A 24172-nucleotide genomic window follows, 5' to 3' on the forward strand; every position below is an offset into this window, starting at 1 on the left:
CGACCGCTCACAGCACCACGTTGAACAGCACAGTGTCGGAGCCCGCGCCGGATGATATGGCGAAACGCAGTTGCCACCAGCCGCTCATGGTGAATTTCACCCCTTCGATGCGGTAGCGTCCTTCGCCTAGATAGTCGGTCGCCTGCGGGCTGGTCGGCAGACCGTGATTGTGTTGCGGCATGCCGCCGGAGATGGCAATCGCGGCTCGTTCCACCGAGGCCCCTGTCTTCGTCTTCAGCGTCAGCAGCCAGGATTCCAGTTCGCCCTGCCGCACGACGCCTCGTTCCGGCACGAAACTCGCTACGTACAGCCCGTTGTCGGTTTTTTTCGTCCGCGAGACATCCGGGCCGACGGGCTGTGCCGAATGCGGCGCGGTCAGATAGACAGCCGCGAGAACGCCGACCAGCAAAGCAGCCAGACCAAGACCTGCCAGGAGATAACGCCATAATGATGCCAAACCGGTTCCTCTTTCGCGGATAACGTCCTGCCGGGCGGATCGCATCCCGCCGGCCTGTGGGAAAACGCTGTGGCGGAAAAAAGCCTGCTTGCCAAGCATGGCGCCGCGTCCGGCAAAAAGCTACAGCACCGAAATCACTGGAGGATTGCAGATGGTGGGAAACGGCGTCGCCTCGATCGGCGAATGCATGCTGGAACTGTCGGGCCAGACCGGGCCGAACTGGCGCATGGGCTTTGCCGGCGACACGTTCAACACGCTGTGGGCCTTGCATGCGCTAAGCGCTGGCCGGCCGGCAACCTATGTCTCGGCCTTCGGCGACGACCCTTTCTCGCAGGGTCAGATCGACTTCTTCGCCGAAAACGGCATCGGCATCGGCTCCAGTCCGGTCATACCGGGCGCGCGCCCTGGCCTCTATGCCATCACGCTGACCGGCGCCGAGCGCTCCTTCACCTACTGGCGCGGTGACGCCGCCGCCAGGCAGCTCGCGTCGGACCCGGCGGCACTGGCGAAAAATTTGGAAAATCAGGCGCTTGTGTACTTTTCCGGAATCACTTTGGCAATTCTCGATGAGACCGCGCGCAAGACGCTGTTGGCCGCCGTGGCAAAGGCGCGCGCGGCGGGCTCGCTGATTGCCTTCGATCCAAATTATCGGCCACGGCTCTGGCGCAACCGCGAGGACGCGCAAACAGCGGTTGCCGAGGCGCTTGCGGTTACCGACATCGCGCTGCCGACGTTCCCCGACGAGCAGATGCTGTTCGGCGATGATACACCGCAGGCGACCGCCGAGCGCCTCGGGCAATTGGTCAAGGAGGTCGTGGTCAAGAACGGCGAGGCACCGGCGTTGATTGGCAAGGGTGGAGCGCCGCGGGAGATCGCCGCAATCCACGTGGCTGCGCCCGTGGACACGACAGGTGCGGGCGATTCCTTCAACGGCGGCTATCTCGCCGCACGGCTTGGCGGGATTGACCCGGCGGACGCTGTCCAGCGTGCGCACCGCGTCGCGGCCGCCGTCGTGCAGGTCCGCGGCGCGCTGGCGCCGTTCGAGACGCTACGGGCGGCGTTCGAGCAGTCCTGAAAAGGTTAGCCCTGCCGGAAGCGATATTCCGTCACGTGGTGGTAGATCGCGCCAGGCCATAGCGTCGCCTGCGGGAAATAGGGCCGGTTCGGCGCGTCGGGCCATATCTGCGGCTCCAGACAGAAGCCGCTGAAGGCCTTGTAACCCCGTCCGTCCAGGCCGCTGCGTGGCGTCACATACTGCCCGGTATAAAGCTGAACACCGGGCTCGGTGGTCCAGACTTCCATCTCGACGCCGGAACTCGCCCCTTGCACCCAGGCTGCCTGCTTGAGCGGACCGCGCGCCGCGGCCAGGCAGAAATTCTGGTCGTAGGGCAACTGTTCGCCCTCGGTCTCCATGCGCAGCGGTCGCGCCTGGCGAAAATCGAAGGGCGTGCCGTTGACCGGCTTGACCACGCCCGTCGGGATCATGTCGCCGTCGACAGGCAGATAGGCGCCCGCGTTCAGCATCATCCTGTGGTCGAGAATGTCGCCCGTGCCGCCATCGTCGAGGTTGAAATAGGAATGCTGGGTGAGATTGCACGGCGTCGGCTCTTCGCAGGTCGCCGTCAGTTCGACGCTGAGAGTGCCGGGGATTTTCAGCCGGTAGGTGCAGGTAACGTCGAGCGCGCCGGGAAAGCCCATAGCGCCATCGGGATCATGCAGCGTCAGCGTGACGAAGTCCCTGCCATGCAGCGAAACCGTCCATGGCCGGTGGGAATAGCCTTGCGAGCCGCCATGCAGCGTATGCTTGTCCAGGAAGTTGCGCTCAGTCTGATAGCGGTTGCCGCCAATTGTAAAACGAGCGTCGCCGATGCGGTTGGCGTAGCGCCCAACCACCGCCCCGAAGAAGCCAGTATCGGTCTCATACGCTTCCAGAGTGCCGTAGCCGAGAACCAGCGGCGCATCATGCCCGGCCAGGCGCAGGTCCTGGACGATGGCGCCGAGCCCGATGATGTTGGCGGTGAGGCCACCGCCCGTGATCGTGAAGCGGCGGACCGGTTCGCCTGCCTGCGTCGTGCCGAAAACCTCGCCGTCCTTCATCATCATGCCCGCAAAACGTCAGTGGATCCAAAGGACTTCGGCTGGTTCTTCAGCCTTGAGGCAGGTTTACGAGCCTGCCTCAGGACTAGCCTATCAGAGGCCGAGGCCGCCGATGCACACATATTTCGTATCGAGGTAATCCTCGATGCCCTGATGTCCGCCCTCCTTGCCAAGTCCGGATTCCTTGACGCCGCCGAACGGTGCTTCAGGTGTCGTGATCAGCCCTTCATTGACGCCGACCATGCCGTATTTCAGGCCTTCCATGACCCGGAAGGCGCGGCCGAGGTCGCCGGTGTAGAAGTAGCAGGCAAGGCCGAACTCTGTGTCGTTGGCGAGCGCCACGGCCTCTTCCTCGGTCTCGAACTTGAACACAGGTGCGACCGGGCCGAAGATCTCTTCCTTCATGAAGCGCATTTTCGGCGTCGCGTTGGCGATGACCGTCGGCTGGAAGAACGAACCGCCGAGCGCGTGGCGCTTGCCCCCGGCGACGACCTTGCCGCCCTTGGCCGTGGCGTCGGCGATCAGCTCCTCGACCTTCTCGACCGCCTTCTCGTCGATCAGGGGCCCCTGCTGGACGCCCTCTTCCAGGCCGGAACCGACCTTCAGCCCGTTGCTGGCCGCGGCGAGTTTCTCGACGAACTTGTCATAGACGCCGGCCTGGACCAGGAAGCGGTTGGTGCAGACGCAGGTCTGGCCGGAGTTGCGATATTTGGCGGTGATCGCGCCGGCCACGGCACGCTCGATATCGGCGTCGTCGAAGACGATGAAGGGCGCGTTGCCGCCGAGTTCCATCGATACCTTCTTGACGGTCACCGACGATTTCTGGATCAGGATCTTGCCGACCTCGGTGGAGCCGGTAAAGGTGATCTTCTTGACCAGCGGATTGGCGCAAATCTCGTCGCCGATCTCACCGGCGGCGCCGGTCAGGATGTTGACGACGCCCTTGGGAAAGCCGACTTCCTCGGCAAGCGCCCCCCAGGCAAGGCCGGAATATGGCGTCTGCGAGGCCGGCTTGACGACAGCGGTGCAGCCCGCGGCAAGTGCGGGACCGAGCTTGCGGGCCAGCATCGAGGACGGGAAATTCCATGGCGTGATGGCGGCGATGACACCGACAGGTTCTTTCGTCACCAGGATGCGGCGGTCCGCCCACGGCGAGGGCACGACATCGCCATAAGTGCGGCGGCCTTCTTCGGCGAACCACAGGATGTAGGCGGCAGCCGAACCGATCTCGCCCTTGGACTCGAACAGCGACTTGCCCTGCTCGATGGTGAGCAGTTCGGCGAGCACGTCCTGATTGTCCATCATCGCGTCATGCAGCTTGCGCAGCAGCTTCGAGCGCTCGAGCGCGGTCGTCTTGCNAGCACGTCCTGATTGTCCATCATCGCGTCATGCAGCTTGCGCAGCAGCTTCGAGCGCTCGAGCGCGGTCGTCTTGCGCCAGGTTTTGAATGCTTCATCGGCGGCCTCGATGGCGCGGCGAGTTTCTGCCTTGCCCGACTTCGGTACGGTGCCGATCTTGAGACCTGTAGCCGGGTTGTTCACATCGACCGTCTGGCCGCTGTCGGCCTGCACCCATTCCCCGTTGATGAGATTGGCCTGCCGCATGAAATGGCTGGTTTTCTGAAGCATGGTCTAGCCTCCGTTCGGCGCTCACGGGCCGCTATCTGGATGTCTTCGGTAAAGCGCAGGCAGGACCGCGCGCTGGAGCCATTGCTCTTAACCTAGGGAAAGCCCCGCAAGCAATCGCAAGATGGCATATAGGGGTTGGACCAGCACAAGACGAGAGCGCGTTGCGTACGCCGTCGCCAACCTTATCCGAAAACATGCAGGACAACCGTCAGCCAGAAAGCGGTTGTGATCGCCGCGCAGGCCGTGGCGATGGTCATCTGGTTCGATGCCAGCGCCTGGCCGGTGTTGAACTGCACCGCGATGAGATAGGAATTGATGCCGGAGGGCAGCGCCGCCACCACGACCGCCACTTTGGCGGTCAGGGGCGGCAGGCCGAGCAGCCAGACGAAGGCAAGAACCAGTGCCGGCATCAGGAACAGTTTGAGCGCCGAAAGCGCCAGCGCCGGCCGGACATTGCCTGATATCCCGAAGCGGCGCAGGCTGAGCCCCATGGCAAACAGCGCCACCGGCCCGGCCGTATCTGCCAATGCATCCACCAGGCGCATGGCGAGACCAGGCAGCGGCACGCCGCTGAGCCGCCATGCCAGCCCCAGCACAATGCCGATGATCAGCGGATTGATGAACAGCCGCCTGAGGAAACTTCTGATAACGCGCAGGGGATGGACGTGTTCGCCGCTGCCGCGCCCGAACATCTCGAACAGCACGATCGAAGCCATCATCATGATCGGCAGATGCACCGAGACCAGCAGCGACAGCACTTCGAAGCCGCTCGGACCGAATATGCCAAGGATGAAGGGAGCGCCGAGCAGCACGACGTTGGAGTAGGCAGACGACACCCCGCCGACAACCCCGGCGCGCGCATCGCGACCGAAGACCCGCGTGGTGACGACATGGCCGGCAGCCCAGGTGATCGCCACGGCGGTGAAATAGGCACCCCATAGCGGCCATGGCGCCACGCCATGAAAATCGGCATTGACCATGGTCTGGAACAAGAGCAGCGGCATTGCCACCGAAACCGCGAAGTCGGATATCCCCTCGCCGCTCGCCGGTCTCAAATAGCCCGTGAGCCCGGCGAGATAGCCGAGCGCGACAAGACTGAAGACGAACAGGACGGTTTCGGTAAGCGGAGACATTTTTCAGGGATAGGCGAGCCACGGTCGCGGCGCAATCGCGCCCGAATTTGATCATCGTCGGCTGGCGGGGTTATAGATGGCTTGGATCATCAGGGCGGAACGACAAATGACCTTTGTCGAAACCTCGAAACCGCGTCTTTTCCGGCGTGCGTGGCTGGCGTTGTTAGTCGCCATGCTTGTCTGCGTTGCCGCGTCGATGCTTCGGCCTGTCGAGGCAAAAGACCTCAAGGGCGTGGCGCTGACCGTTGGCCAGTCCAGATACGAACACCTCGCCGCCCTGCCCAACCCGGCCAATGATGCTCGCGACATGGCCAAGATGTTGACGGATCTCGGCTTCGACGCCCGCAATGTCACCGACCGCGATGCGAGTAAGCTGAAGCGCGACCTCGAACGCTTCGTCGAGGATGCCGAGGGCGCCGACGGCGTGCTGAAGGCGCTCGGCACCGAGAAAATCCCCGAAGATCCGACCGACCTGCGGAAAGTGCTCGATGCGCAGGCCGAGCGCCTAAAGAAGATGATGTCCGAGCGCGCCGCGTTGCGCACCGACGACCCGGATATCAAACGTCTGGTCGCCTCCGCCGACAAGGCCGTCGGCCAGGGTGCGATCGCCACGGCGCGAAAATTCCTCGACGATGCCGTGGGGCGGGTCGAGGAGACCAACGACACGGTCGATCAGGCTGAGGAATTGATCAAGCGGAAGCGCATCGCCGATGCCGCGATCTACGCCAAAGGGGCCGACGCCTCGGCGCTGGTCTTCGACTACAGATCGGCCGCCAGCGGCTACGCCAAGGCGTTCTCGCTGGCCGAGAAATGGGATGACAAGCTTCGCTGGAACTACAAGAACCAGGAGGCGGAGGCGCTTAATTCCTATGGCTACGCCACCGGCGACCTGGATGCACTTCAGCACGCGATCGAAGCTTATCGCGCCATCTTGAACTTCATTCCCAATGGCGAACAGAATCGCGACTGGGCCATCACTCGCAACAACATGGCCGTGGTGCTGCAGAACATCGGCGAGCGCGAGACCGCGCATCTTGAAGAGGCCGCGCAGATTTTTCGCGATTCGCTTGGCGTGTTCGAAGGTGTGAAAGACGATCTCAACTGGGCCGCCGCGCAGAACAATCTCGGCAACGTGCTGTTGAAGATCGGCGAACGCGAGAGCGACCCGAAGCGCTTGAACGAGGCGGTGGCGGCGATGCGCGCCACACTGGAGAAGCGCCCGCGCGACAAGGTTCCCCTCGACTGGGCTTCCTCGCAGAACAATCTTGGCCTCGCGCTCTATGCACTCTCCGAACGTGAACCCGGCGGCGAGCATCTGGCGCAGGCGGAAGCGGCCTACCGGCTGGCGCTCGAGGAATACACGCGCCAGAAAACGCCGGTCGAATGGGCGATGGTCGAGAACAATCTCGGCAATACGCTTGTGACCTTCGGCATCCAGCTCAACGACAAGGCCAGGATCAACCAGGCCGCCGACGCCTTCCGCGCCGCGCTCGAAGAACCCGCGACACATTCCCCGTCTCGTGGGCCACCAGCCGGCTCAACCTCGGCAATGCGCTGAGTGGTATCGCCCGTTTCGACATGGGCACCGGCACGCTCGAAGAGGCCGCGGCAGCCTACGACGATGCGCTGACGGTGTTCACCAGGCAGCGCTTTCCGATGGACTGGGCGTCGGCGCAGAACAATCTCGGCTCGATTTACCAGACACTTGGCCAGCGCACCCGCGATGCAGCCAGGCTGGAGCAGTCGGCGGCGGCGTTCCAGGCAGCCCGGCAGGTGTATGTCAGGCGAAAATTCCCGCTAGACTGGGCGATGAGTTACTACAATCTCGGCAACACGTTGCAGCTTCTTGGCGGCGTGTCGGACAAACCCGAGCACTACAGCGAGGCGATCGCCGCCTACCGCGACGCATTGCGCGAGTACAAACGCGACACCAACCCGCGGCAATGGGCGCTGAGCCAGGCCGGCCTCGGCTCGACGCTGCACTGGTTGAGCATGAGTAATGCCGACGCCGGGACCTTGCGGGATTCGATCGCCGCGCGGCGATCGGCACTTGAAGTGCTGACCCTCGAGGCGGCCCCCGTCGACTGGGCCAACGCCCAGAACGGCATCGGCATGAGCCTGCTCAACCTCGGCAACATCGAACGGACCGGCAAATATCTCGATAAGGCCGAGGCGGCGTTCACGGCGACGCTGAAAGTGTTCACCAGGCAAAGCCAGCCCTTGCAGTGGGCCTTCGAACAGAACAACCTTGGCGATGTCAGCTGGAACCGCGCCAGCCATGGCGGCGGCAAGCCGGAATACCTCAAGGCGATTGCATTCTTCGAGAACGCCAAACAGGGCTTTACCGAAGCCGGCTACACGATCCCCATCCCGCTCACCGAACAGAAGATCGATCTGGTGAAGCAGCAGCTCGCAAAATGTGAGGCGTGAGACGCGGCTGACGCCCGGCTTGTCTTTGTGCCCGCTTTCCAATCCCTATATGCGAATGGTTGGAGCCCGATACGGACTCACGGAAGGGTGGCGATGATCCGGTTAGCCTTGGCGTTGTTCCTGCTTGTCGTCCCCGCTGCCGCGCACGCGACCGACGCTGGCTGGGCGCTGCTGCGCGATGGCGGCCATGTCGTGCTGCTGCGCCACGCCATGGTCACCGGCACCACCGACCCGGCCAATTTCGACATCGGCAATTGCGCCACCCAGGTCAATCTGTCGGCGCGCGGCAAGCAGCAGGCAAGCAAGATCGGCGCCCTGTTTGCCGCGCGCGCGGCTCCCATCGAGCGCATCCTGTCCAGCCGCTATTGCCGCTGCCTCGACACCGCGCGCACCGCCTTCGAGGCCGAGCCGGAGCTGTTCGCGCCGCTCGATCTCTTGAAAGGTGACGACGCGCGGAAAGCAGCGCAGATCGCCGCCATCATGAAGGAAATTCGCGCCTATTCCGGCTCGGACAACCTGGTCCTGGTCACCCATCTCGAAAACATCGTGGCGCTGACCGGCGTGTCGCCCCGCGAAGGCGAAGCCGTGGTGGTCGAGCCACAAGGCGACGGCTTGCGCGTACTTGGCCGCGTCACCTTCTGAGGCCACTGCTCCCGATCGCGGGCGCGGCATGAGTGTTGCCGAAATGCCACCGCCGGAAGAAGCCGCGAATTCGACATGACAATGTCGCTTGCGACAACCAGTCGCAGGGGCTATAGGCGCGCTCCCGGTCACGAAACCGAAGCGAGCACAGCGGTTGGAGCTTTCGTCTCCGCTCGTGCAGGCTGCTTTGCAGTCCTGTATACGGCGCCGTTTCGGGGATTGGGATTGAGGATGTAGCTCAGAGGTGAGAGCGCCGGATTTGGGTCCGGAGGTCGAGGGTTCGAGTCCCTTCATCCACACCACGGATAGCTCAGTTGGGTAGAGCATCAGATCGTTAATCTGATTGTCGAAGGTTCAAATCCTTCTCCATTGGCCTGATAAGCCAGCACCCTGCCAGGTGTTATCTGAACCGGTCCGGGGACTGCAATGCTGAAGACGTGACGGACGGCCGAAGCCTTCGGGCCAGGACGTATCGAAAGGTCCGATGCCATCGGCTCGCGGCCAGGCTCGCGGTAATGGTCAAGGCGCATCGATGCCGGCAAGGGAGGCTCGCTCCGGCGCCCGCTTCGCTGCCCCGCGATCCGCTCCCACAGGCCCGCCGCGCATCGATGCCAGTCCCCGGACCATTCGTGTCCGGAATTGGAAGTGAACGAGAAACGAAGGGAAGATCGACGCATGACGTGACGCCCGCATAGGCCATGCCCGACAGGAGTAAGACAATGACTATTCTCGATACAGTTCTTGGGCGCGAGCGCGTCCTGGTTAAGGAAAACGAACGTGCCCTCACTCTCTACAAGGGAGAGATCAAGGCTGTCCTGCTGCCGGGTGAGCACTGGCTCGCCAACCGGAACCAGAGCCTTGAGGTGTCCCGGCACGATCTGAAGAGCCCGGAATTCGTTTCGGCGTACGAGAAGGCGTTGTTCGACAAGCTCCCGGACGTGGCCGCGCGTCATTTCACCGTCGTGCGCACCGGGCGCACGGAAGTTGCGGTCATCGAGCGTGATGGCAACCTGCATTCCTTGCAGGCCCCCGACCGTAAGCTGGTGCTGTGGACGGACGCCGGACCGTGGAAGGTGACGGTTGTCGACACCTCGGCCGATCTTGCCATCGATCCAGCGGTCATGCGCCGGCTCGGCCAGGCTCGGAAGACGGAATTGATGTCCGTTCACCCGGTTGTCGACGGCCAAGCCGGGCTGCTGTTCATCGACGGTGTCCTTGTGCGGACGCTTGCCGCTGGCGTGCACGGCTTCTGGAACGTCGGACGGATGGTGCAGATCAAGGTCGTCGACCTCAAGCGTCAGTCGCTCGATGTCGCCGGGCAGGAAGTGCTGACCAGGGATCGCGTCACGATCCGCGTCAACATCGCGGCCGAATACCGGGTCGTCGATCCGGTCAAGGCGGTGAGCGCGGTGAAGGACTTCTCCGAGGCCCTCTACCGCGCCCTGCAGTACGCGTTCCGCAAGACGCTGGGCGCGCTCACCCTCGACCAGATCCTCGAAAAGAAGGTGACGGTCGACGAGGAAGCGGCGGCCAAGGTCCGTGCCGACATGGCCGAGATCGGGGTCGAGGTCAGCGACATCGCGCTCAAGGATGTCATCCTGCCGGGTGAGATGCGCGAGATCCTCAACCAGGTGGTTTCGGCCGAAAAGCAGGCCGAGGCCAACGTCATCCGCCGCCGCGAAGAGACGAACGCCACGCGTTCCCTGCTCAACACGGCCAAGGTGATGGCGGAGAACCCGGTGATGCTGCGGCTGAAGGAGCTCGAGGCTCTGGAAACCATCGCCGGCAAGGTCGAGCGGCTGACCGTCCACAACGGAACGGGCGGGCTGCTGAACGACCTGGTCAAGCTCCGCGACGGTTGAGCTTACGTTGCGTCAACGGAAGGGCCGCCGGGTCGACCGGCGCCCCTTCTTGCGTTTCCTGGGCATCCCACCCATCTGCGCCCGGCTTAACAGGCCTTTTCCTGCCGGGAAAAACCGATTAGACAGCGCCCAAACGAATGCGGACAGATTCCGCCCGCAAAGAAGGAAAAGCCCCTTGTCCACCACGAACTCCACCACGTTCGACAAAGTCGCCAAGATCATTGCCGACACCAGCGAGATCGATATCGACACCATCACGCCCGAGAGCCACACCATTGACGATCTCGGCATCGACAGCCTTGACTTCCTGGACATCGTGTTCGCCATCGACAAGGAATTCGGCATCAAGGTGCCGCTGGAAAAGTGGACCCAGGAAGTCAATGACGGCAAGGCTTCGACCGATGATTACTTCGTCATGAAGAACCTGTGCGCCAAGATCGACGCGCTGGTTGCCGCCAAGACCGTGTGAGGTCATCAGGGCGCGTGACTTGACGCGCTCCGTCACCTGACCCACAAAGCCGCTCATGAGCAGCCCCCACGACGTCGTCATCACAGGGATCGGCCTAGTTTCCTCGCTGGGGGAAGGTCCTGAAGCCCATTGGCAGAAGCTGGCGCAACCCGGCCCGGAGCCGGTGCTCGATCCCGCGCGCTTCGCGCCCTACACGGTTCATCCACTGCCCGAGATCGACTGGAACCTGCAGATCGCCAAGCGCGGCGATCAGCGGCAGATGGAGACATGGCAGAGGCTCGGCACCTATGCGGCGGGCCTCGCGCTCGACGACGCCGGCATCAAGGGCAATGACGAACTCTGCACCACAATGGACATGGTTGTGGCGGCCGGCGGCGGCGAGCGCGACGAAGCGGTCGACGCCGACATTCTAGCCGCTTCGGAAAACCGCAACGACCGCGACGTGCTGCTCAACGAGAAGCTGACCACCGAATTGCGGCCGACGCTTTTCCTGGCGCAGCTTTCCAATCTGCTCGCCGGCAACATCTCCATCGTCCACAAGGTCACCGGCTCGTCCAGGACCTTCATGGGTGAGGAAGGCGCTGGCGTCGCCGCCGTCGAGACGGCCGCCGCGCGCATCCGCTCCGGCCAGTCGACGCACATCCTGGTCGGCGGCGCCTTCCAGACGGAACATTCCGACATGCTGCTGGGCTACGAGCTGGCCGGTTATCTGCATCGCGGCCCGTGGAAGCCTGTCTGGCAAAGGCAGGGCGCCGAGGGCGGCGGCGTGGTCTCTGGTTCCGGCGGAGCCTTCCTGGTGCTTGAGCAGCGCGAACACGCGGCAAGCCGCGGACGCAAGATCTATGCTGAACTCGGCCCCGTCGTCTCCGGCCGCGCCAGGCGCGCGCGCGGAGAACTCGACACCGAGATCGCTCTCCTCCTCAAACAGGCGCTGCTGCCGAACGCCAAAATGCTCGCCATGTCGGGAGCATCAGGCGCGCATGCGGCAACATCGGCCGAAAAGGCGGCGCTCGACGCCAATCCGGCGATATCGGCGCGCGGTTTTGCAACGTTGACCGGGCACATGAAGGAAGCGCAGTTTCCCTTCGCCGTGGCGCTGGCGGCACTCGCGGTCGACCGCAAGGCCGCCTACCCTGTCTTTGACGCCACGGCCGAAAAGCCATTTGCAGGCATTCCCGTGAGCGTCCTTGCAACGGCGATCGGCTATCACCAATTCGAGGGCATGGCGCTGGTCAACGCCGCTTGAGGCGGCGTTTGGCGAACGCACTGCAGAGATAAGAGGGCTCCCGGATGGCCAATTTCAGAGATCACATGGGCAGGCCCGTGGTTGCCGTCACCGGTATCGGGGTGGTGACCTCGCTGGGCGTCGGCAAATCAGACAACTGGGCCGCGCTGACCTCGGGCAAGTCGGGCATCCACCCGATCACTCGCTTTCCGGTCGACCACCTCAACACACGGATCTCCGGCATGGTCGATTTCCTGTCGTCGAGCTCAAAGGGAGCAAGCCTCCTCACCTATGAACTGGCGGAAACCGCGGCGCAGGAGGCTGTTGGCGAAGCCGGCCTGACTTCCGGCGATTTCGGCGGCCCTCTCTTCCTCGCCTCGCCGCCGGTCGAGCTCGACTGGCACGACCGCTTTTCGCTCTACAATTCAGACAAGCACGATTCCGGCGCCGAAAGGTTGCTGCGCGTGGCGCGCGGCCTGAAGGAACTCGATCTCTTCGAAACCACCCAGTTCGGCTCGATCGCCGACCGGCTCGCCGACCGGTTCGGCACACGTGGCCTGCCGATCACGCTTTCGACGGCTTGCGCCTCCGGCGCCACCGCCATCCAGCTCGGCGTCGAGGCGATCCGCCGTGGCGAATGCGATCGGGCGCTGTCGATCGGCGCCGACGGCTCGGCGACCGCCGAGGCGCTGATCCGCTTCTCGCTGCTGTCGGCGCTCTCCACCCACAACGACAATCCGGAAAAGGCTTCCAAGCCGTTTTCCAAGGACCGTGACGGCTTCGTGTTGGCCGAGGGATCTGGCGCTCTGGTGCTGGAATCGCTGGAGGCGGCGCTTGCCCGTGGGGCCGCCGTTCTCGGCATCCTCAGCGGCTGTGGCGAAAAGGCCGACGATTTCCATCGCACGCGCTCCAAGCCGGATGGATCGCCGGCGATCGCCGCCGTCCGGGCCGCACTTGCCGATGCGGGTCTCGGCGAAGACGAGATCGACTATGTCAACGCACACGGCACCTCGACGCCGGAAAACGACAAGATGGAACACCTGTCGCTGTCGACGGTGTTTGGCGAGCGCATCGGCTCGATGCCGATCTCGTCCAACAAGTCGATGATCGGCCACACGCTGTCGGCGGCGGGCGCTGTCGAAGCGGCGTTTTCGCTGATGACGATGCGCGAAAGCGTCATTCCTCCGACCATCAATTATGACAATCCTGACCCGGCGATCGTGCTCGACGTCGTGCCGAACAAGAAGCGCGATGCGCAGGTTCGCTCCGTTCTGTCGAACTCCTTCGGCTTTGGCGGCCAGAACACTTGCCTTGTCATGGCGCGGGAACCGGTCTAAGCGAGCCCTTTCCGCTTAACAGAACCGACAGGCTCCATGCGCGCACTGCAACTTATCGAGGACCGCCGCCTTGAAACGGTGGACCTGCCACTCCCGCCGCCTCCCGCGCTTGGCGAAGTGACGCTGCGCATCAAGGCGGTGGCGCTGAACCATATCGACGTCTGGGGCTGGCGTGGCATGGCCTTCGCCAAGCGCAAGCTGCCGCTGGTCGTCGGCGCGGAGGCCTCCGGCGAGGTGGAGGCGGTCGGTCCCGGCGTTTCCAGCCTGCTGCCCGGACAATTGGTATCGATCTACGGCGCGCGCACCTGCGGCCTCTGTCGTGCCTGCCGCGAAGGTCGCGACAACCTGTGCGAGCATGTTTCGGGCGTTCACGGCTTCCATCTCGACGGTTTCGCGCAGGAGAAGATCAACCTGCCGGCGCGCCTGCTGGTCCCCGCCCCGCCCGGTGTGACCGATATCGGGGCCGCGGTCGCGCCCGTTACCTTCGGCACCGTCGAGCACATGCTGTTCGACAATGCCAGGCTGCAGCCCGGTGAGACGATCCTCGTTCATGCCGGCGGGTCCGGCATCGGCTCGGCGGCCATCCAGTTGGCCAAGCGGATGGGCTGCACGATCATCACAACGGTCGGCTCGAACGACAAGATCGACAAGGCCCAGGCTCTCGGCGCCGACCATGTCATCAACTACCGCGACGATCGCTTCGAGGGCGTCGTGCGCAAGCTGACGAAGAAGAAAGGCGTCGACGTGGTGTTCGAGCATGTCGGCACCGACACCTTTGCCGGCTCGATGCTGTGCCTGAAGCGCGGCGGTCGCCTGGTGACCTGTGGTTCGACCTCCGGCGTGTCGGCGCAGATCAACCTGATGCAGCTCTTCCAGCAGCAGTTGAAACTGCTCGGATCCTTCGGTTGCCGCATGGAGAACATGGCCAACGCCATGCAAAAGATGGCCGCGGGACAGGTCGCCCCGGTAATCGACACCGAGGTCGGCTTCGACGATATCGATGCCGCGCTGAAGCGCATGGAAGGCCGCGACGTTTTCGGCAAGATCATCCTGCGCGTCGCCTAGAGTCGGATGATTTCAGGTCGAATCGACCTGAAATCTGAATCCGCCTCTAAATCAAGGAATAGAGCATGATGTCATCCGAAAACCGCTTCACACTTTTCGGCATCATGCTCTAGGGCCTCGATGTCCGTGCTCAAGAAGCTTCGCCGCGATCTGAAATTTCGCCATGGCAGACAATTGCGCCAGGTGAATTACTGGTTTGTTGCGCGTCTCGCGATGGTCATCATGTCGCTGCTGCGCCTGCTGCCGGTTGACAGCGCGCTGAATTTTGCCGACCGCACCGCACGCCTCATCGGTCCAAGGGTCGGGCGCCACCAGGTCGCCCTCGACAATTTGCGCAAGGCGTATCCGGAAAAGAGCGAGGACGAAATCCGATCCATCGCGTCCGACATGTGGGGCAACATGGCCCGCCTTGCCGCCGAATACATCTTCCTCGACGCCCTCTTCGACTATGACCCAGCCGCCGGCAAGCCCGGCCGTATCGAGGTCAAGGGAACAGAGCATTTCGTTGAGATCGCGGCCGAGAAGCAGCCGCACATCGTCTTCACCGGCCATCTCGGCAATTTCGAGCTGCTGCCGGTGGCGGCCGCGACCTTCGGCATGAACATCACGGCGCTGTTTCGGCCGCCCAACAACCCTTACCTCGCCGACTATATCCTTTCGACAAGGCGATCGACCATGGGAGGCTTGCTGCCTTCGATGGCCGGCGCCTCGTTCGCGCTGGCGGGAGTGTTGGACAATGGCGGCAATATCGGCGTTCTCGTCGACCAGAAGTTCTCCAACGGCCTGGACACGACCTTCTTCGGCCGCCCCTGCCAGAGCAACCGCGTGCTCGGCACCCTTGCCCGCCACTATGACTGCGACGTCTATCCGGCGCGTTGTATCAGGTTGCCGGGCAACCGCTTCCGGCTCGAGATCGAGGACAAGTTGGTCCTGCCGCGCACCGCCGACGGCAGCGTCGATGTCCACGCCACCACCCAGATGCTGAACGACGTTGTCGAGCGCTGGGTCCGAGAGGATCCAGGCCAATGGATGTGGTTCCACAAAAGGTGGGAGATCAGCAACTGGCGGCGAAAAAACCGCACCAAGCCGGCTCCCGCCTCAAACAGCTGAGCAAGCCGCTGGCGGGAACGTGCGTTCCTCCGCCAGCAAACAAAGCCATATCAACAAACCGCCAATTGCCTAATTGGTGACGACAATGCGCGTATTCCCGAAGCCCACTTCGCGGACCATCGAATAGAAGGCCGCGGCATTGGCGGTGTGCAGCCTTACGCAGCCATGCGAGGCCGGACGGCCGAGTTGCCTGACGGCGCCCGTTCCATGGATGGCATAGCCGCCACGGAAGAACACCGAGTACGGCATCGGCGACATCTCGTACTTGCGCGAATACCACATCCGCGCCGTGCGCTGCGGCCGGTAGGTCCCGCGCGGCGTGAAATAGCCCGGACGGGCGGTGGAGACGGCCCACCGATAGACAGAATCGCCATAACGAACGGTCATCGTCTGCGACGACACGTCGATGTTCGCCACCAATGTGGCGGCCTGACTTGCTGCCGATGCGCCAAACAGCGCAACGACCAATACTGCTGCCTTGAGAAATGACGTATTCATGCGATCAAACCCCTCTGATTGCCCATGCCTGCTCGCCATCACGTTGTTTTTCACCTCTTTAATGGCGGCGAACAGATAGCACACAGTCTTTGACCAATTCGCCAATCCGAAGCAGTGAATTTGAACGATTTCCCGCGATAGTTGCCACAACGACACGTTGCACGGTTTGATCGACGGGCTTGCAAAACCACTGGGATCGCTGCTCAACTCGCGGCATGAACGGGCGACTCCTCAAGGCAATCGACATCAGGCGCGACGAGTTGGTGGCGCTGACCGCCGACCTAATCCGCTTTCCGACCATAAATCCACCCGGCGAAGCTTACGGACCGTGCGCCGACTATATCGGTGAGCGGCTAAGGAAGAGCGGCTTCGAGACCGAGTTCATCCGCGCCGAAGGCACGCCCGGCGACACCGATCGCTATCCGCGCATCAATGTCGTGGCGCGGCTTGATGGACGGTCACCTGGTGCCTGCGTCCATTTCAATTCGCATATCGACGTTGTCGAAGCCGGCGACGGCTGGACCGTCGATCCCTTCGCTGGCACCGTCAGGGACGGCAAGGTCTATGGACGCGGCGCCTGCGACATGAAGGGCGGCCTCGCTGCCTCCATCATCGCTGTCGAAGCCTTTGTGGAAGTCTTTCCCGACTTTCCCGGCGCCATCGAGATCTCGGGAACGGTCGATGAGGAATCCGGCGGCTTCGGCGGCGTCGCCCATCTGGCCGGCCTCGGCTATTTCTCGAAACCCAGGGTCGATCACGTCATCATTCCCGAGCCTCTCAACAAGGACCGCATCTGCCTCGGCCATCGCGGCGTCTGGTGGGCGGAGATCGAGACCAAGGGTGAGATCGCGCACGGCTCGATGCCGTTTCTCGGCGACAATGCGGTGCGCCATATGGGCGCGGTGCTGCAGGCATTCGAGGACGAACTGTTCCCGGCACTCGACCGAAAGATCACCCGCATGCCGGTGGTGCCGGAAGGCGCCAGGCGCTCGACCATGAACATCAATTCCATTCATGGCGGCCAGACCGAGGATTTCCGCCCCGGTCTGCCCTCGCCCAACGTGCCCGATTCCTGCCGTCTGACCATCGACCGCCGTTTCCTCCTCGAGGAGGATCTGGCCACGGTCAAAGCCGAAGTGACCGGCGTTCTCGACCGGCTGAAACGCGAGCGCAAAAAATTCGACTACGAGATCCGCGATCTGATGGAAGTACTGCCCCTGATGACCGAGCGCGACGCCCCCGTCGTCAAGGCGGTGGCGCAAGGCATTCATGCGATCTTCGACCGCGAGCCCGACTACGTCATTTCGCCCGGCACCTACGACCAGAAGCACATCGCCCGCATCGGGCATATCTACGACTGCATCGCCTATGGCCCGGGCATTCTCGACCTCGCCCATCGGCCGGACGAGTGGGTTGGCATATCGGACATGGTGGAATCGGCCAAGGTGATGGCGATCGGGCTCAACGTGCTGCTGCGCGGCACGGCCACGGGATGATCCTGCATCGCGATAAGCTTCGGCCCGCCGACAGGGCTGGCACGGCAAAAAACATTCCCGGCCACCCTGCCTGGCAGCACGAAACGCAATTTACTCCCACGCGAAATCACGCTTCTATCGCCCGGCTTGAGCACGTATCCTGAACGCATGGGGAGTTGCACGATGAGATTGTGGAAAACCATTCTGGCCGCCGCGGTTCTCGCATTGGCCGCTGGAACCTCCGCCTTTGCGGCCCGAACCGACCTGGTCATCGGCATTCCGCTCGAACCGCCGCATCTCGACCCAACCGCTGGTGCCGCTGCGGCGATCAAGGAAGTGCTCTACGCCAATGTCTTCGAGGGGCTGACCCGGATCGGACCCAATGGCGAGGTGCTGCCGGATCTGGCGGAAAGCTGGACCATTTCCGATGACGGCAAGGTCTACACCTTCAAGCTGCACGCCGGCGTCAAATTCCACGACGGCGCCGATTTCAGCGCCGATGACGTGAAATTCTCGCTCGACCGTGCCCGCGCCGACAATTCGGTCAACGCGCAGAAGGGCTTGTTCGCGGCCATCGACAAGGTCGACGTCATCGATCCAGCGACGGTGAAAACCACGCTGAAAAACCCGCAAGGATCCTTCCTTTACAATTTGGGCTGGGGCGACGCGGTGATGGTGTCGCCGAAATCCGCCGACACCAACAAGGAAAACCCGGTTGGCACCGGCCCGTTCAAGTTCCAGAACTGGGCCAAGGGATCATCGATCACGCTGGTCAAATCTGACCATTACTGGGGCTCTCCGGTGTTCCTCGACAAGGTCGAGTTCCGCATCGTGCCGGATGCCGCGGCCTATGTGCCTGCCCTTTTGTCCGGCGACATCCAAGCCTTTCCCTTCTTCGATCCCGACAGCCTCGCACAGATCAAGGACGATCCGCGTTTCAAGGTGGTGATCGGTTCGACCGAAGGCGAAACCATCCTCTCGATCAACAACAAGAAGCCACCTTTCGACAAGCTGCAGGTCAGGCAGGCGATCTCCTATGCGCTCGACCGCAAGGCGATCATCGACGGCGCCTCGGCCGGCCTTGGCCTGCCGATCGGCTCGCATATGTCGCCGGCGAACAAGGACTATGTCGACCTCACCGGCCTCTATCCGCACAATGTCGACAAGGCCAAGGAACTGCTGAAGGAGGCCGGGCTGGAGAACGGCTTCAAGGCAACGCTGAAACTGCCGCCGCCCAGCTATGCACGGCTGGGTGGCGAGATCATCGCCTCGCAACTTCGCGATGTCGGCATCAACCTGGAGATCATCCCGGTCGAATGGGCGCAGTGGCTGGACCAGGTGTTCACCAAGAAGGATTACGACCTGACCATCGTCTCCCATACCGAGCCCAACGACATCGATATCTATTCGCGCAAGGACTATTACTTCAACTACGACAATCCGACCTTCGACAAAGTGATCGCCGACCTCAACCTCACCTCCGACGAGACCAAGCGCAAGGAACTGCTTGGCGAGGCGCAGAAGATCCTGGCCGACGACGCCGTGGTCGGCTTCCTCTACGAATTGCCCAAGGTCGGTGTCTGGGACGCCAAGCTGCAGGGCCTGTGGGAAAATGCGCCGATCCAGGCCAACGACCTGACCAAGGTGAAGTGGAGCGAGTGAGGTTCTTGGTGCGCGCGGCACTCCCTTGCCTTCCATGAGCGCCTACCTCCTCAAGCGTCTCGCCGTCGCTTTGGCAACGCTGGTACTTGCCTCAATGGTGGTGTTCGCCGTGCTGGAGATCCTCCCCGGCGATCCGGCGCGGCTGATGCTGGGCATGAACGCCAGTGCCGACCAAGTGGAACTCTTGCGCAACCAGATGGGCCTCAACGCGCCGATCGTCCTGCGCTATCTGCACTGGGCCGGGGGCTTGCTCACCCTCGATTTCGGCCGCTCCTATACCTACTCGGTCCCGGTCATCGATCTCGTGCGCGAACGGCTGGCCGTCTCGCTGCCGCTGGCGCTGATCGCGCTCGCGCTCTCCACCTTGATCGCCATTCCGGTCGGCCTGTTTTCCGCCAGCCGGCGCGGACGGGCCGGCGATACGATTTCAATGGGCATCGCGCAGCTTGGCGTTGCCGTGCCCAATTTCTGGTTCGCGCTGATGCTGATCTATATCTTCGCGGTCTGGCTGCGTCTGGTCCCGGCCGGTGGTTTTCCCGGTTGGGGCGCCGGCGCCTGGCCGGCACTGAAATCGCTGCTGTTGCCGGCGGTGGCGCTTGCCTTGCCGCAAGCGGCAATCCTGGCACGCGTCACCCGCTCGGCGCTGATCGAGGTGCTCGACGAGGATTACATCCGCACCGCCCGCGCCAAGGGCCTGCCCTATCGGGCCGTGCTGTGGCGGCACGCGCTACGCAACGCCATGATCCCGGTGCTGACAATCCTTGGCCTGCAGTTCGCCTTCCTGCTCGCCGGCACCATCATCATCGAAAATGTCTTCTATTTGCCCGGGCTCGGCCGGCTGGTGTTCCAGGCGATCACCCAGCGCGACCTGATCGTCGTCGAGAGCGTCATCATGCTGCTGGTCGCCGCCGTCATCGCCGTCAACCTCGTCGTCGACCTTTCCTATGCGGTGGTCGATCCCCGCCTGAGGACCCGGCAATGACGCTGCGCATCGACATCCCCGACGAGACGTTCCGCAGCATCCTGGCCAAGGCGTTTGGGAATACCGCTTTCGTTACCGGTTTCGTCATCACCGTGCTGATCCTGGCGATGGCCGTCGTGTCCTATGTCTGGACGCCCTTTGATGTAACGAGGCTCGTTATAGCGGACAAGACGCAAGGTCCCTCGCTAGCGCACTGGTTCGGCACCGACCATTTCGGCCGCGATATCCTGTCGATGATCATGGTTGGCGCCCGCAACTCGATCGCCGTGGCGCTAGTCGCCGTCGGGATCGGCATGGGTGTCGGCGTGCCGCTTGGCGCCTTCGCCGCCGCGCGCGGCGGCCTCGTCGACGAGGCGTTGATGCGCATCAACGACCTCGTCTTCGCCTTCCCCGCACTGCTGTCGGCCATCATGATAACAGCCATTTTCGGGCCGGGCGCCGTCAATGCGATCATCGCCATCGGTATCTTCAACATTCCGGTGTTCGCCCGCGTCACCCGCGCCGGCGCGCTGGCCATCTGGCCGCGTGAATTCATCCTTGCAGCGCGCGCCGCCGGCAAGAGCAGCACGCAGATATCGATCGAACACGTGCTGCCCAACATCGCCACGCTGCTGATGGTGCAGGGCACAATCCAGTTCGCGCTGGGCATCCTGGCCGAAGCCGGGCTCTCCTATCTCGGCCTCGGCGCTCAGCCGCCAATGCCGAGTTGGGGCCGCATGCTGTTCGACGCCCAGACGCGCATGGTGGTGGCGCCGTGGATGGCGATCTTCCCCGGCATGGCGATCGTCGTCACCGTGCTCGGCCTGAATCTTCTGGGCGACGGCATCGCCGACATTCTCGACCCGAAATCGCGGCGGCTGCGATGAGCCTGCTCGAAATCGATAATCTGTCGCTGGTCATCGGCGACACACAGATCCTGAAAAATATGGAGCTCTCCGTCGCGCCCGGCGAAGTGATGGGGCTGGTCGGCGAATCAGGCTCCGGCAAATCGATGACCGCGCTCACGGTGACGCGGCTCGTGCCCCATGCCGCACGCGCCACCGGGCGCATCACATTCGACGGCATCGATATTCTGGGAGCGACCGAGGACCAGATGTGTGCCTTGCGCGGCGACGACATCGGTATGGTGTTCCAGGAGCCGATGACGGCGCTCAACCCGGTCAAGACAATCGGCGAACAAGTCGCCGAAGGCATACGCTGGCACACCGGGGCGAGCCGTGCCGACGCCGAGGAGCGGGCGCGAAAAATGCTCGACCGCGTCGGCCTGCCCGAAGCAAAATTCCCGCTGTCGCGCTATCCGCACGAATTGTCGGGCGGCCAGCGCCAACGCGTCGTCATCGCCATCGCCTGCGCGCTGAAGCCGAAGCTGCTGATCGCCGACGAGCCGACGACGGCGCTCGACGTGGTGCTGCAGGCACAGATCCTCGACCTCCTGCGCGATCTCGTGGCGGAGAACCGCATGGGCCTGCTGCTGATCTCGCATGATCTCGCTGTCGTGACAGAGATGGCCGACCGCATCACCATCCTGCGCCATGGCGAAGTGATGGACGCCGGCGACACGGCGCGCACGCTCTCCGAACAGTTCCATCCCTATACGCGCCAGTTGGCGCAGGCCTCGATGCATGTTCCGGCGCGCTCCAAACCTCATCATGTCGGGATGGACCAACCCTTGCTGCAGGTTGAGGGCGTCAGCCGCGACTACCCCGGACGCCGCATCTCGCTGTTCCGGCGCGCGCCAGACATACGTGCGGTCGACGATGTCTCCCTGTCGATGGCGCCGGGGCAGTCGGTGGCGCTGGTCGGCCGCTCCGGCTGCGGCAAGTCGACCCTTGCCCGCATGATCCTGGCGTTGGACCGGCCGAGTTCGGGAACGATCCGGTTTGGCGGCGAACCCATCACCGGCAGGAGCGAGGCCGAGCTGAAGCCGGCCAGACGCGATATGCAGGTTGTCTTTCAGGATCCCTACGGCTCCTTCGATCCGCGCCAGAAGGTCGAAAAACTGGTCGCCGAACCCCTGCATGTCCTGGAGAAAAAACCGACGCGCGCCGAGCGCCGCGAGATGGTGGCGCATGCGCTCCACGAGGTCGGCCTCGACCAACGCGACATGGACAAATACCCGCACGAATTTTCCGGCGGCCAGCGCCAACGCCTGTCGATCGCCCGCGCCATCATCACGCGCCCCAAGCTTGTCGTCGCCGACGAGCCAGTCTCGGCACTCGATGTCTCGATCCGTGCACAGATCCTGGACCTGTTCGCCGGATTGAACCAGAAACTCGGCATCGCTTATCTCTTCATCACCCACGACCTGACCGTCGCCCGCGCCATCACCGACGACGTGCTGGTCATGCATGACGGCAAGATCGTCGAGCGCGGCAGGACGAGCGAAGTGCTCGACCATCCGCAATCAGAGGCGGCGCAAGCGCTGGTCGCCGCAGCGCCGGATCTTCGCCGGGCGATCGCGAAACGGATGCAGGAACAAGGGTAAGCTGCCGATCCGCCCGCTACTCTTCCGGCTTTACCACATCGACCGGGCTGATGTCGAGCAAATCGAGCGTGCGGCGCAACAGACGCACCTCGGTCTCGGCCAGTTGCGAATCCGCCTTGGCGATTTCCGCCATGTGCTGCGCCAATTGCTTGCGCCGCCCGACGTCGAGGTCACGAAACAGCGCGATCGCCTGCGAGCCGTTGGTCTCATAGCCGTATTCGTTGAGATATTCGACAACCGCGTCGATGCTGGCCTCCGGAATGCCGAAAGCATCCTTGCAGATGCGCCGGAAGGCAACCATCTCGCTCTCGCTCACCGTGCCATCGGCCAGGATCATCCGGAACAGCATCAGCAGTTCCGCCGACAGGACGGGATCGTCCGCGACCTTGCGCACGCCCGGGTCGCCGTCGAAGATCGAGCGTATCTGGTCAAGCAATGCGAATGCCATGAACGGGCCCTTTCCGATTCTTCTTCAACAGAATTAGCGCGGAATCGGCCTTGCGCAAACCGGGTCGGCGTGGTCGAACGCGCGCTACAGCCGACGGACATCTTGACATATCAGATGATCGACCTCACCGCCCAGACAATCGCCATGCTCGCTTTCGCCGCCTTTGCCGGGGGGTTTGTCGATTCGATTGCCGGCGGCGGCGGGCTGATCACCATTCCGGCGCTGCTGCTCGCCGGTTTTTCGCCGGTCGAGGCGCTTGGAACCAACAAGCTGCAAGGCATGTTCGGCTCCGGGTCGGCGACGATCCACTATGCCTCGAAAGGCCATGTCGACCTGCGCCGGCAGCTGCCATCGGCGCTGCTTGCCCTCGCCGGCGGCGCCATCGGCGCATTGCTGGCCACGATCGTGCCCGGCGACCTGTTGCGAGCGGCCCTGCCGCTGGTACTGATTGCCATTGCGCTCTACTTCGCGCTCAAGCCCAACATGAACGATGTCGACCGGGCCGAGCGCCTGTCGCCCTTCCTGTTCGGCGTGACCCTGGTGCCGGCTATCGGCTTCTATGACGGCGTATTCGGGCCGGGCGCCGGTTCCTTCTACATGCTGGCCTTCGTGACGCTCGCCGGCTACGGCGTGCTCAAGGCAACGGCGCACACCAAACTGCTCAATTTCGCCTCCAACATCGGCGGCTTCATCATCTTCGCCGCCGTCGGCGTCATCTCGTGGAAGATTGGCCTGGTGATGGGCGTCGCCCAGTTCCTCGGTGCCCGCGTCGGCGCGAGCTTGGCCATGCGCATCGGCGCCAAGCTGATCAAGCCGCTGCTGGTCATCGTCTGCGTGGCTCTGGCGGTGAAGCTGCTGGCCGATCCGGCCAACCCGTTGCGCGTCATGATTGGTGTGTAATCACGCGCCTGTTACAATGCCGCTGTTCGAATCATGTTGGAGGAGCCAGACATGAATCTCAGCGCGCCTACCCAGATTGTTTTCATCATCTCCGTTGTCATCGCCATCATCGGCATTCTTGCCGCGCTTGGCGTCCTTGCGTTCATTCCGATCGCATCGGTGTGGATCGTGCTTATCGCCTATATCGTGCTCGCCGCCGGCTGCCTGATGCGCGGCGCCTGACAAGTTTCCGTCGACAAGCGGGGACCGAGAGCGCCCGGCCAAAGC

Annotated in this window: 22 protein-coding genes, 2 tRNA genes and 1 pseudogene; 19 read left to right on the forward strand and 6 right to left on the reverse strand. The window is 63.2% G+C overall.

Features of this window, described 5'->3' with window-relative positions; genetic code table 11:
- Positions 1-7: 7 nt before the first annotated feature.
- The gene (locus X739_RS164700) at positions 8-457 is read right to left on the reverse strand and encodes a FixH family protein (RefSeq protein ID WP_023791673.1); all 450 of its coding nucleotides are present in this window, start codon (positions 455-457) and stop codon (positions 8-10) included.
- A 151-nt stretch (positions 458-608) separates the two neighbouring features.
- Here X739_RS164700 and X739_RS164695 point away from each other — a divergent pair, with 151 nt between their 5' ends.
- A complete protein-coding gene (locus X739_RS164695; RefSeq protein WP_023769907.1) occupies positions 609-1532 on the forward strand; it encodes a sugar kinase in 924 nt (307 codons plus the stop codon).
- A gap of 5 nt (positions 1533-1537) precedes the next feature.
- On the opposite strand, the gene X739_RS164690 is transcribed toward X739_RS164695, so the two are convergent.
- From X739_RS164690 to X739_RS164685, 3 genes and pseudogenes are all read right to left on the reverse strand, one after another.
- Positions 1538-2560, reverse strand: coding sequence for an aldose epimerase family protein (locus X739_RS164690; RefSeq protein ID WP_023783140.1), 1023 nt, complete (start codon positions 2558-2560; stop codon positions 1538-1540).
- A gap of 87 nt (positions 2561-2647) precedes the next feature.
- A pseudogene (locus X739_RS0133585) lies at positions 2648-4182 on the reverse strand (NAD-dependent succinate-semialdehyde dehydrogenase).
- Positions 4183-4364: 182 nt separating this feature from the next.
- Positions 4365-5315: an AEC family transporter gene (locus tag X739_RS164685; protein WP_023769905.1), complete on the reverse strand. Its 951-nt coding sequence runs from the start codon at positions 5313-5315 to the stop codon at positions 4365-4367.
- A gap of 106 nt (positions 5316-5421) precedes the next feature.
- Between X739_RS164685 and X739_RS1000000170210 the strand changes: the two genes are divergently transcribed.
- The 11 genes from X739_RS1000000170210 to X739_RS164640 all read left to right on the forward strand — a co-directional run bounded on the left by X739_RS1000000170210 (position 5422) and on the right by X739_RS164640 (position 15455).
- Positions 5422-6873, forward strand: a complete 1452-nt coding sequence (locus X739_RS1000000170210; protein WP_245273762.1) for a caspase family protein — start codon at positions 5422-5424, stop codon at positions 6871-6873.
- A gap of 20 nt (positions 6874-6893) precedes the next feature.
- Positions 6894-7745: a tetratricopeptide repeat protein gene (locus tag X739_RS1000000170215; RefSeq protein ID WP_245273763.1), complete on the forward strand. Its 852-nt coding sequence runs from the start codon at positions 6894-6896 to the stop codon at positions 7743-7745.
- A gap of 93 nt (positions 7746-7838) precedes the next feature.
- Positions 7839-8387 carry a histidine phosphatase family protein gene (locus X739_RS164680; protein ID WP_023791678.1) on the forward strand — a complete coding sequence of 183 codons (549 nt, stop codon included), beginning with the start codon at positions 7839-7841 and terminating at the stop codon, positions 8385-8387.
- Between the two features lie 227 nt (positions 8388-8614).
- Positions 8615-8689: transfer RNA gene (locus tag X739_RS164675), tRNA-OTHER, on the forward strand.
- Between the two features lie 2 nt (positions 8690-8691).
- Positions 8692-8760, forward strand: a tRNA-Asn gene (locus tag X739_RS164670).
- A 346-nt stretch (positions 8761-9106) separates the two neighbouring features.
- Positions 9107-10249 (forward strand): slipin family protein, encoded by a 1143-nt coding sequence (locus tag X739_RS164665; RefSeq protein ID WP_023783138.1) that lies wholly within the window; start codon positions 9107-9109, stop codon positions 10247-10249.
- Positions 10250-10424: 175 nt separating this feature from the next.
- Positions 10425-10718: an acyl carrier protein gene (locus tag X739_RS164660; protein WP_023769901.1), complete on the forward strand. Its 294-nt coding sequence runs from the start codon at positions 10425-10427 to the stop codon at positions 10716-10718.
- A gap of 55 nt (positions 10719-10773) precedes the next feature.
- Complete coding sequence (locus X739_RS164655) at positions 10774-11964, forward strand: beta-ketoacyl-ACP synthase (protein WP_023791683.1); 1191 nt, start codon at positions 10774-10776, stop codon at positions 11962-11964.
- A gap of 44 nt (positions 11965-12008) precedes the next feature.
- Positions 12009-13280: a beta-ketoacyl-ACP synthase gene (locus X739_RS164650; RefSeq protein ID WP_023791687.1), complete on the forward strand. Its 1272-nt coding sequence runs from the start codon at positions 12009-12011 to the stop codon at positions 13278-13280.
- A 36-nt stretch (positions 13281-13316) separates the two neighbouring features.
- A complete protein-coding gene (locus X739_RS164645) occupies positions 13317-14345 on the forward strand; it encodes a zinc-binding dehydrogenase (protein WP_023791690.1) in 1029 nt (342 codons plus the stop codon).
- 120 nt (positions 14346-14465) lie between these two features.
- Positions 14466-15455 (forward strand): lipid A biosynthesis lauroyl acyltransferase, encoded by a 990-nt coding sequence (locus tag X739_RS164640; protein ID WP_031240918.1) that lies wholly within the window; start codon positions 14466-14468, stop codon positions 15453-15455.
- Between the two features lie 69 nt (positions 15456-15524).
- On the opposite strand, the gene X739_RS164635 is transcribed toward X739_RS164640, so the two are convergent.
- On the reverse strand, positions 15525-15953 hold the full coding sequence (locus tag X739_RS164635) for a L,D-transpeptidase (RefSeq protein ID WP_023783134.1): 429 nt from the start codon (positions 15951-15953) through the stop codon (positions 15525-15527).
- 215 nt (positions 15954-16168) lie between these two features.
- Here X739_RS164635 and X739_RS164630 point away from each other — a divergent pair, with 215 nt between their 5' ends.
- From X739_RS164630 to X739_RS164610, 5 genes are all read left to right on the forward strand, one after another.
- Complete coding sequence (locus X739_RS164630; RefSeq protein ID WP_023791695.1) at positions 16169-17449, forward strand: acetylornithine deacetylase/succinyl-diaminopimelate desuccinylase family protein; 1281 nt, start codon at positions 16169-16171, stop codon at positions 17447-17449.
- Between the two features lie 162 nt (positions 17450-17611).
- Complete coding sequence (locus tag X739_RS164625) at positions 17612-19090, forward strand: ABC transporter substrate-binding protein (RefSeq protein ID WP_023791698.1); 1479 nt, start codon at positions 17612-17614, stop codon at positions 19088-19090.
- Positions 19091-19124: 34 nt separating this feature from the next.
- Positions 19125-20072: an ABC transporter permease gene (locus tag X739_RS164620; protein ID WP_023769893.1), complete on the forward strand. Its 948-nt coding sequence runs from the start codon at positions 19125-19127 to the stop codon at positions 20070-20072.
- The gene (locus X739_RS164615; RefSeq protein ID WP_023783130.1) at positions 20069-20938 is read left to right on the forward strand and encodes an ABC transporter permease; all 870 of its coding nucleotides are present in this window, start codon (positions 20069-20071) and stop codon (positions 20936-20938) included. Before X739_RS164620 ends, X739_RS164615 begins: the two co-directional genes overlap by 4 nt.
- A complete protein-coding gene (locus tag X739_RS164610) occupies positions 20935-22557 on the forward strand; it encodes a dipeptide ABC transporter ATP-binding protein (protein WP_023791703.1) in 1623 nt (540 codons plus the stop codon). The genes X739_RS164615 and X739_RS164610 overlap by 4 nt, the downstream gene beginning before the upstream one ends.
- Before the next feature lie 16 nt (positions 22558-22573).
- On the opposite strand, the gene X739_RS164605 is transcribed toward X739_RS164610, so the two are convergent.
- Entirely contained in the window at positions 22574-23005 is a 432-nt protein-coding gene (locus X739_RS164605; RefSeq protein ID WP_023769890.1) for a TerB family tellurite resistance protein, read from the reverse strand.
- Positions 23006-23119: 114 nt separating this feature from the next.
- Here X739_RS164605 and X739_RS164600 point away from each other — a divergent pair, with 114 nt between their 5' ends.
- On the forward strand, positions 23120-23905 hold the full coding sequence (locus tag X739_RS164600) for a TSUP family transporter (protein ID WP_023769889.1): 786 nt from the start codon (positions 23120-23122) through the stop codon (positions 23903-23905).
- Between the two features lie 51 nt (positions 23906-23956).
- Positions 23957-24127, forward strand: coding sequence for a hypothetical protein (locus tag X739_RS1000000167520; protein WP_023769888.1), 171 nt, complete (start codon positions 23957-23959; stop codon positions 24125-24127).
- Positions 24128-24172: the final 45 nt, after the last annotated feature.

Source organism: Mesorhizobium sp. LNHC209A00 (genome assembly GCF_000502915.1).
Taxonomy (GTDB): domain Bacteria; phylum Pseudomonadota; class Alphaproteobacteria; order Rhizobiales; family Rhizobiaceae; genus Mesorhizobium.

Excerpts from the sequence above, each read along its gene's own strand:
- X739_RS164695 (WP_023769907.1), top strand. The coding sequence starts at position 609 with ATGGTGGGAAACGGCGTCGCCTCGATCGGCGAATGCATGCTGGAACTG.
- X739_RS164690 (WP_023783140.1), bottom strand. The coding sequence starts at position 2,560 with ATGATGATGAAGGACGGCGAGGTTTTCGGCACGACGCAGGCAGGCGAA.
- X739_RS164685 (WP_023769905.1), bottom strand. The coding sequence starts at position 5,315 with ATGTCTCCGCTTACCGAAACCGTCCTGTTCGTCTTCAGTCTTGTCGCG.
- X739_RS1000000170210 (WP_245273762.1), top strand. The coding sequence starts at position 5,422 with ATGACCTTTGTCGAAACCTCGAAACCGCGTCTTTTCCGGCGTGCGTGG.
- X739_RS1000000170215 (WP_245273763.1), top strand. The coding sequence starts at position 6,894 with ATGGGCACCGGCACGCTCGAAGAGGCCGCGGCAGCCTACGACGATGCG.
- X739_RS164680 (WP_023791678.1), top strand. The coding sequence starts at position 7,839 with ATGATCCGGTTAGCCTTGGCGTTGTTCCTGCTTGTCGTCCCCGCTGCC.
- X739_RS164665 (WP_023783138.1), top strand. The coding sequence starts at position 9,107 with ATGACTATTCTCGATACAGTTCTTGGGCGCGAGCGCGTCCTGGTTAAG.
- X739_RS164655 (WP_023791683.1), top strand. The coding sequence starts at position 10,774 with ATGAGCAGCCCCCACGACGTCGTCATCACAGGGATCGGCCTAGTTTCC.
- X739_RS164650 (WP_023791687.1), top strand. The coding sequence starts at position 12,009 with ATGGCCAATTTCAGAGATCACATGGGCAGGCCCGTGGTTGCCGTCACC.
- X739_RS164645 (WP_023791690.1), top strand. The coding sequence starts at position 13,317 with ATGCGCGCACTGCAACTTATCGAGGACCGCCGCCTTGAAACGGTGGAC.
- X739_RS164640 (WP_031240918.1), top strand. The coding sequence starts at position 14,466 with ATGTCCGTGCTCAAGAAGCTTCGCCGCGATCTGAAATTTCGCCATGGC.
- X739_RS164635 (WP_023783134.1), bottom strand. The coding sequence starts at position 15,953 with ATGAATACGTCATTTCTCAAGGCAGCAGTATTGGTCGTTGCGCTGTTT.
- X739_RS164630 (WP_023791695.1), top strand. The coding sequence starts at position 16,169 with ATGAACGGGCGACTCCTCAAGGCAATCGACATCAGGCGCGACGAGTTG.
- X739_RS164625 (WP_023791698.1), top strand. The coding sequence starts at position 17,612 with ATGAGATTGTGGAAAACCATTCTGGCCGCCGCGGTTCTCGCATTGGCC.
- X739_RS164620 (WP_023769893.1), top strand. The coding sequence starts at position 19,125 with ATGAGCGCCTACCTCCTCAAGCGTCTCGCCGTCGCTTTGGCAACGCTG.
- X739_RS164615 (WP_023783130.1), top strand. The coding sequence starts at position 20,069 with ATGACGCTGCGCATCGACATCCCCGACGAGACGTTCCGCAGCATCCTG.
- X739_RS164610 (WP_023791703.1), top strand. The coding sequence starts at position 20,935 with ATGAGCCTGCTCGAAATCGATAATCTGTCGCTGGTCATCGGCGACACA.
- X739_RS164605 (WP_023769890.1), bottom strand. The coding sequence starts at position 23,005 with ATGGCATTCGCATTGCTTGACCAGATACGCTCGATCTTCGACGGCGAC.
- X739_RS164600 (WP_023769889.1), top strand. The coding sequence starts at position 23,120 with ATGATCGACCTCACCGCCCAGACAATCGCCATGCTCGCTTTCGCCGCC.
- X739_RS1000000167520 (WP_023769888.1), top strand. The coding sequence starts at position 23,957 with ATGAATCTCAGCGCGCCTACCCAGATTGTTTTCATCATCTCCGTTGTC.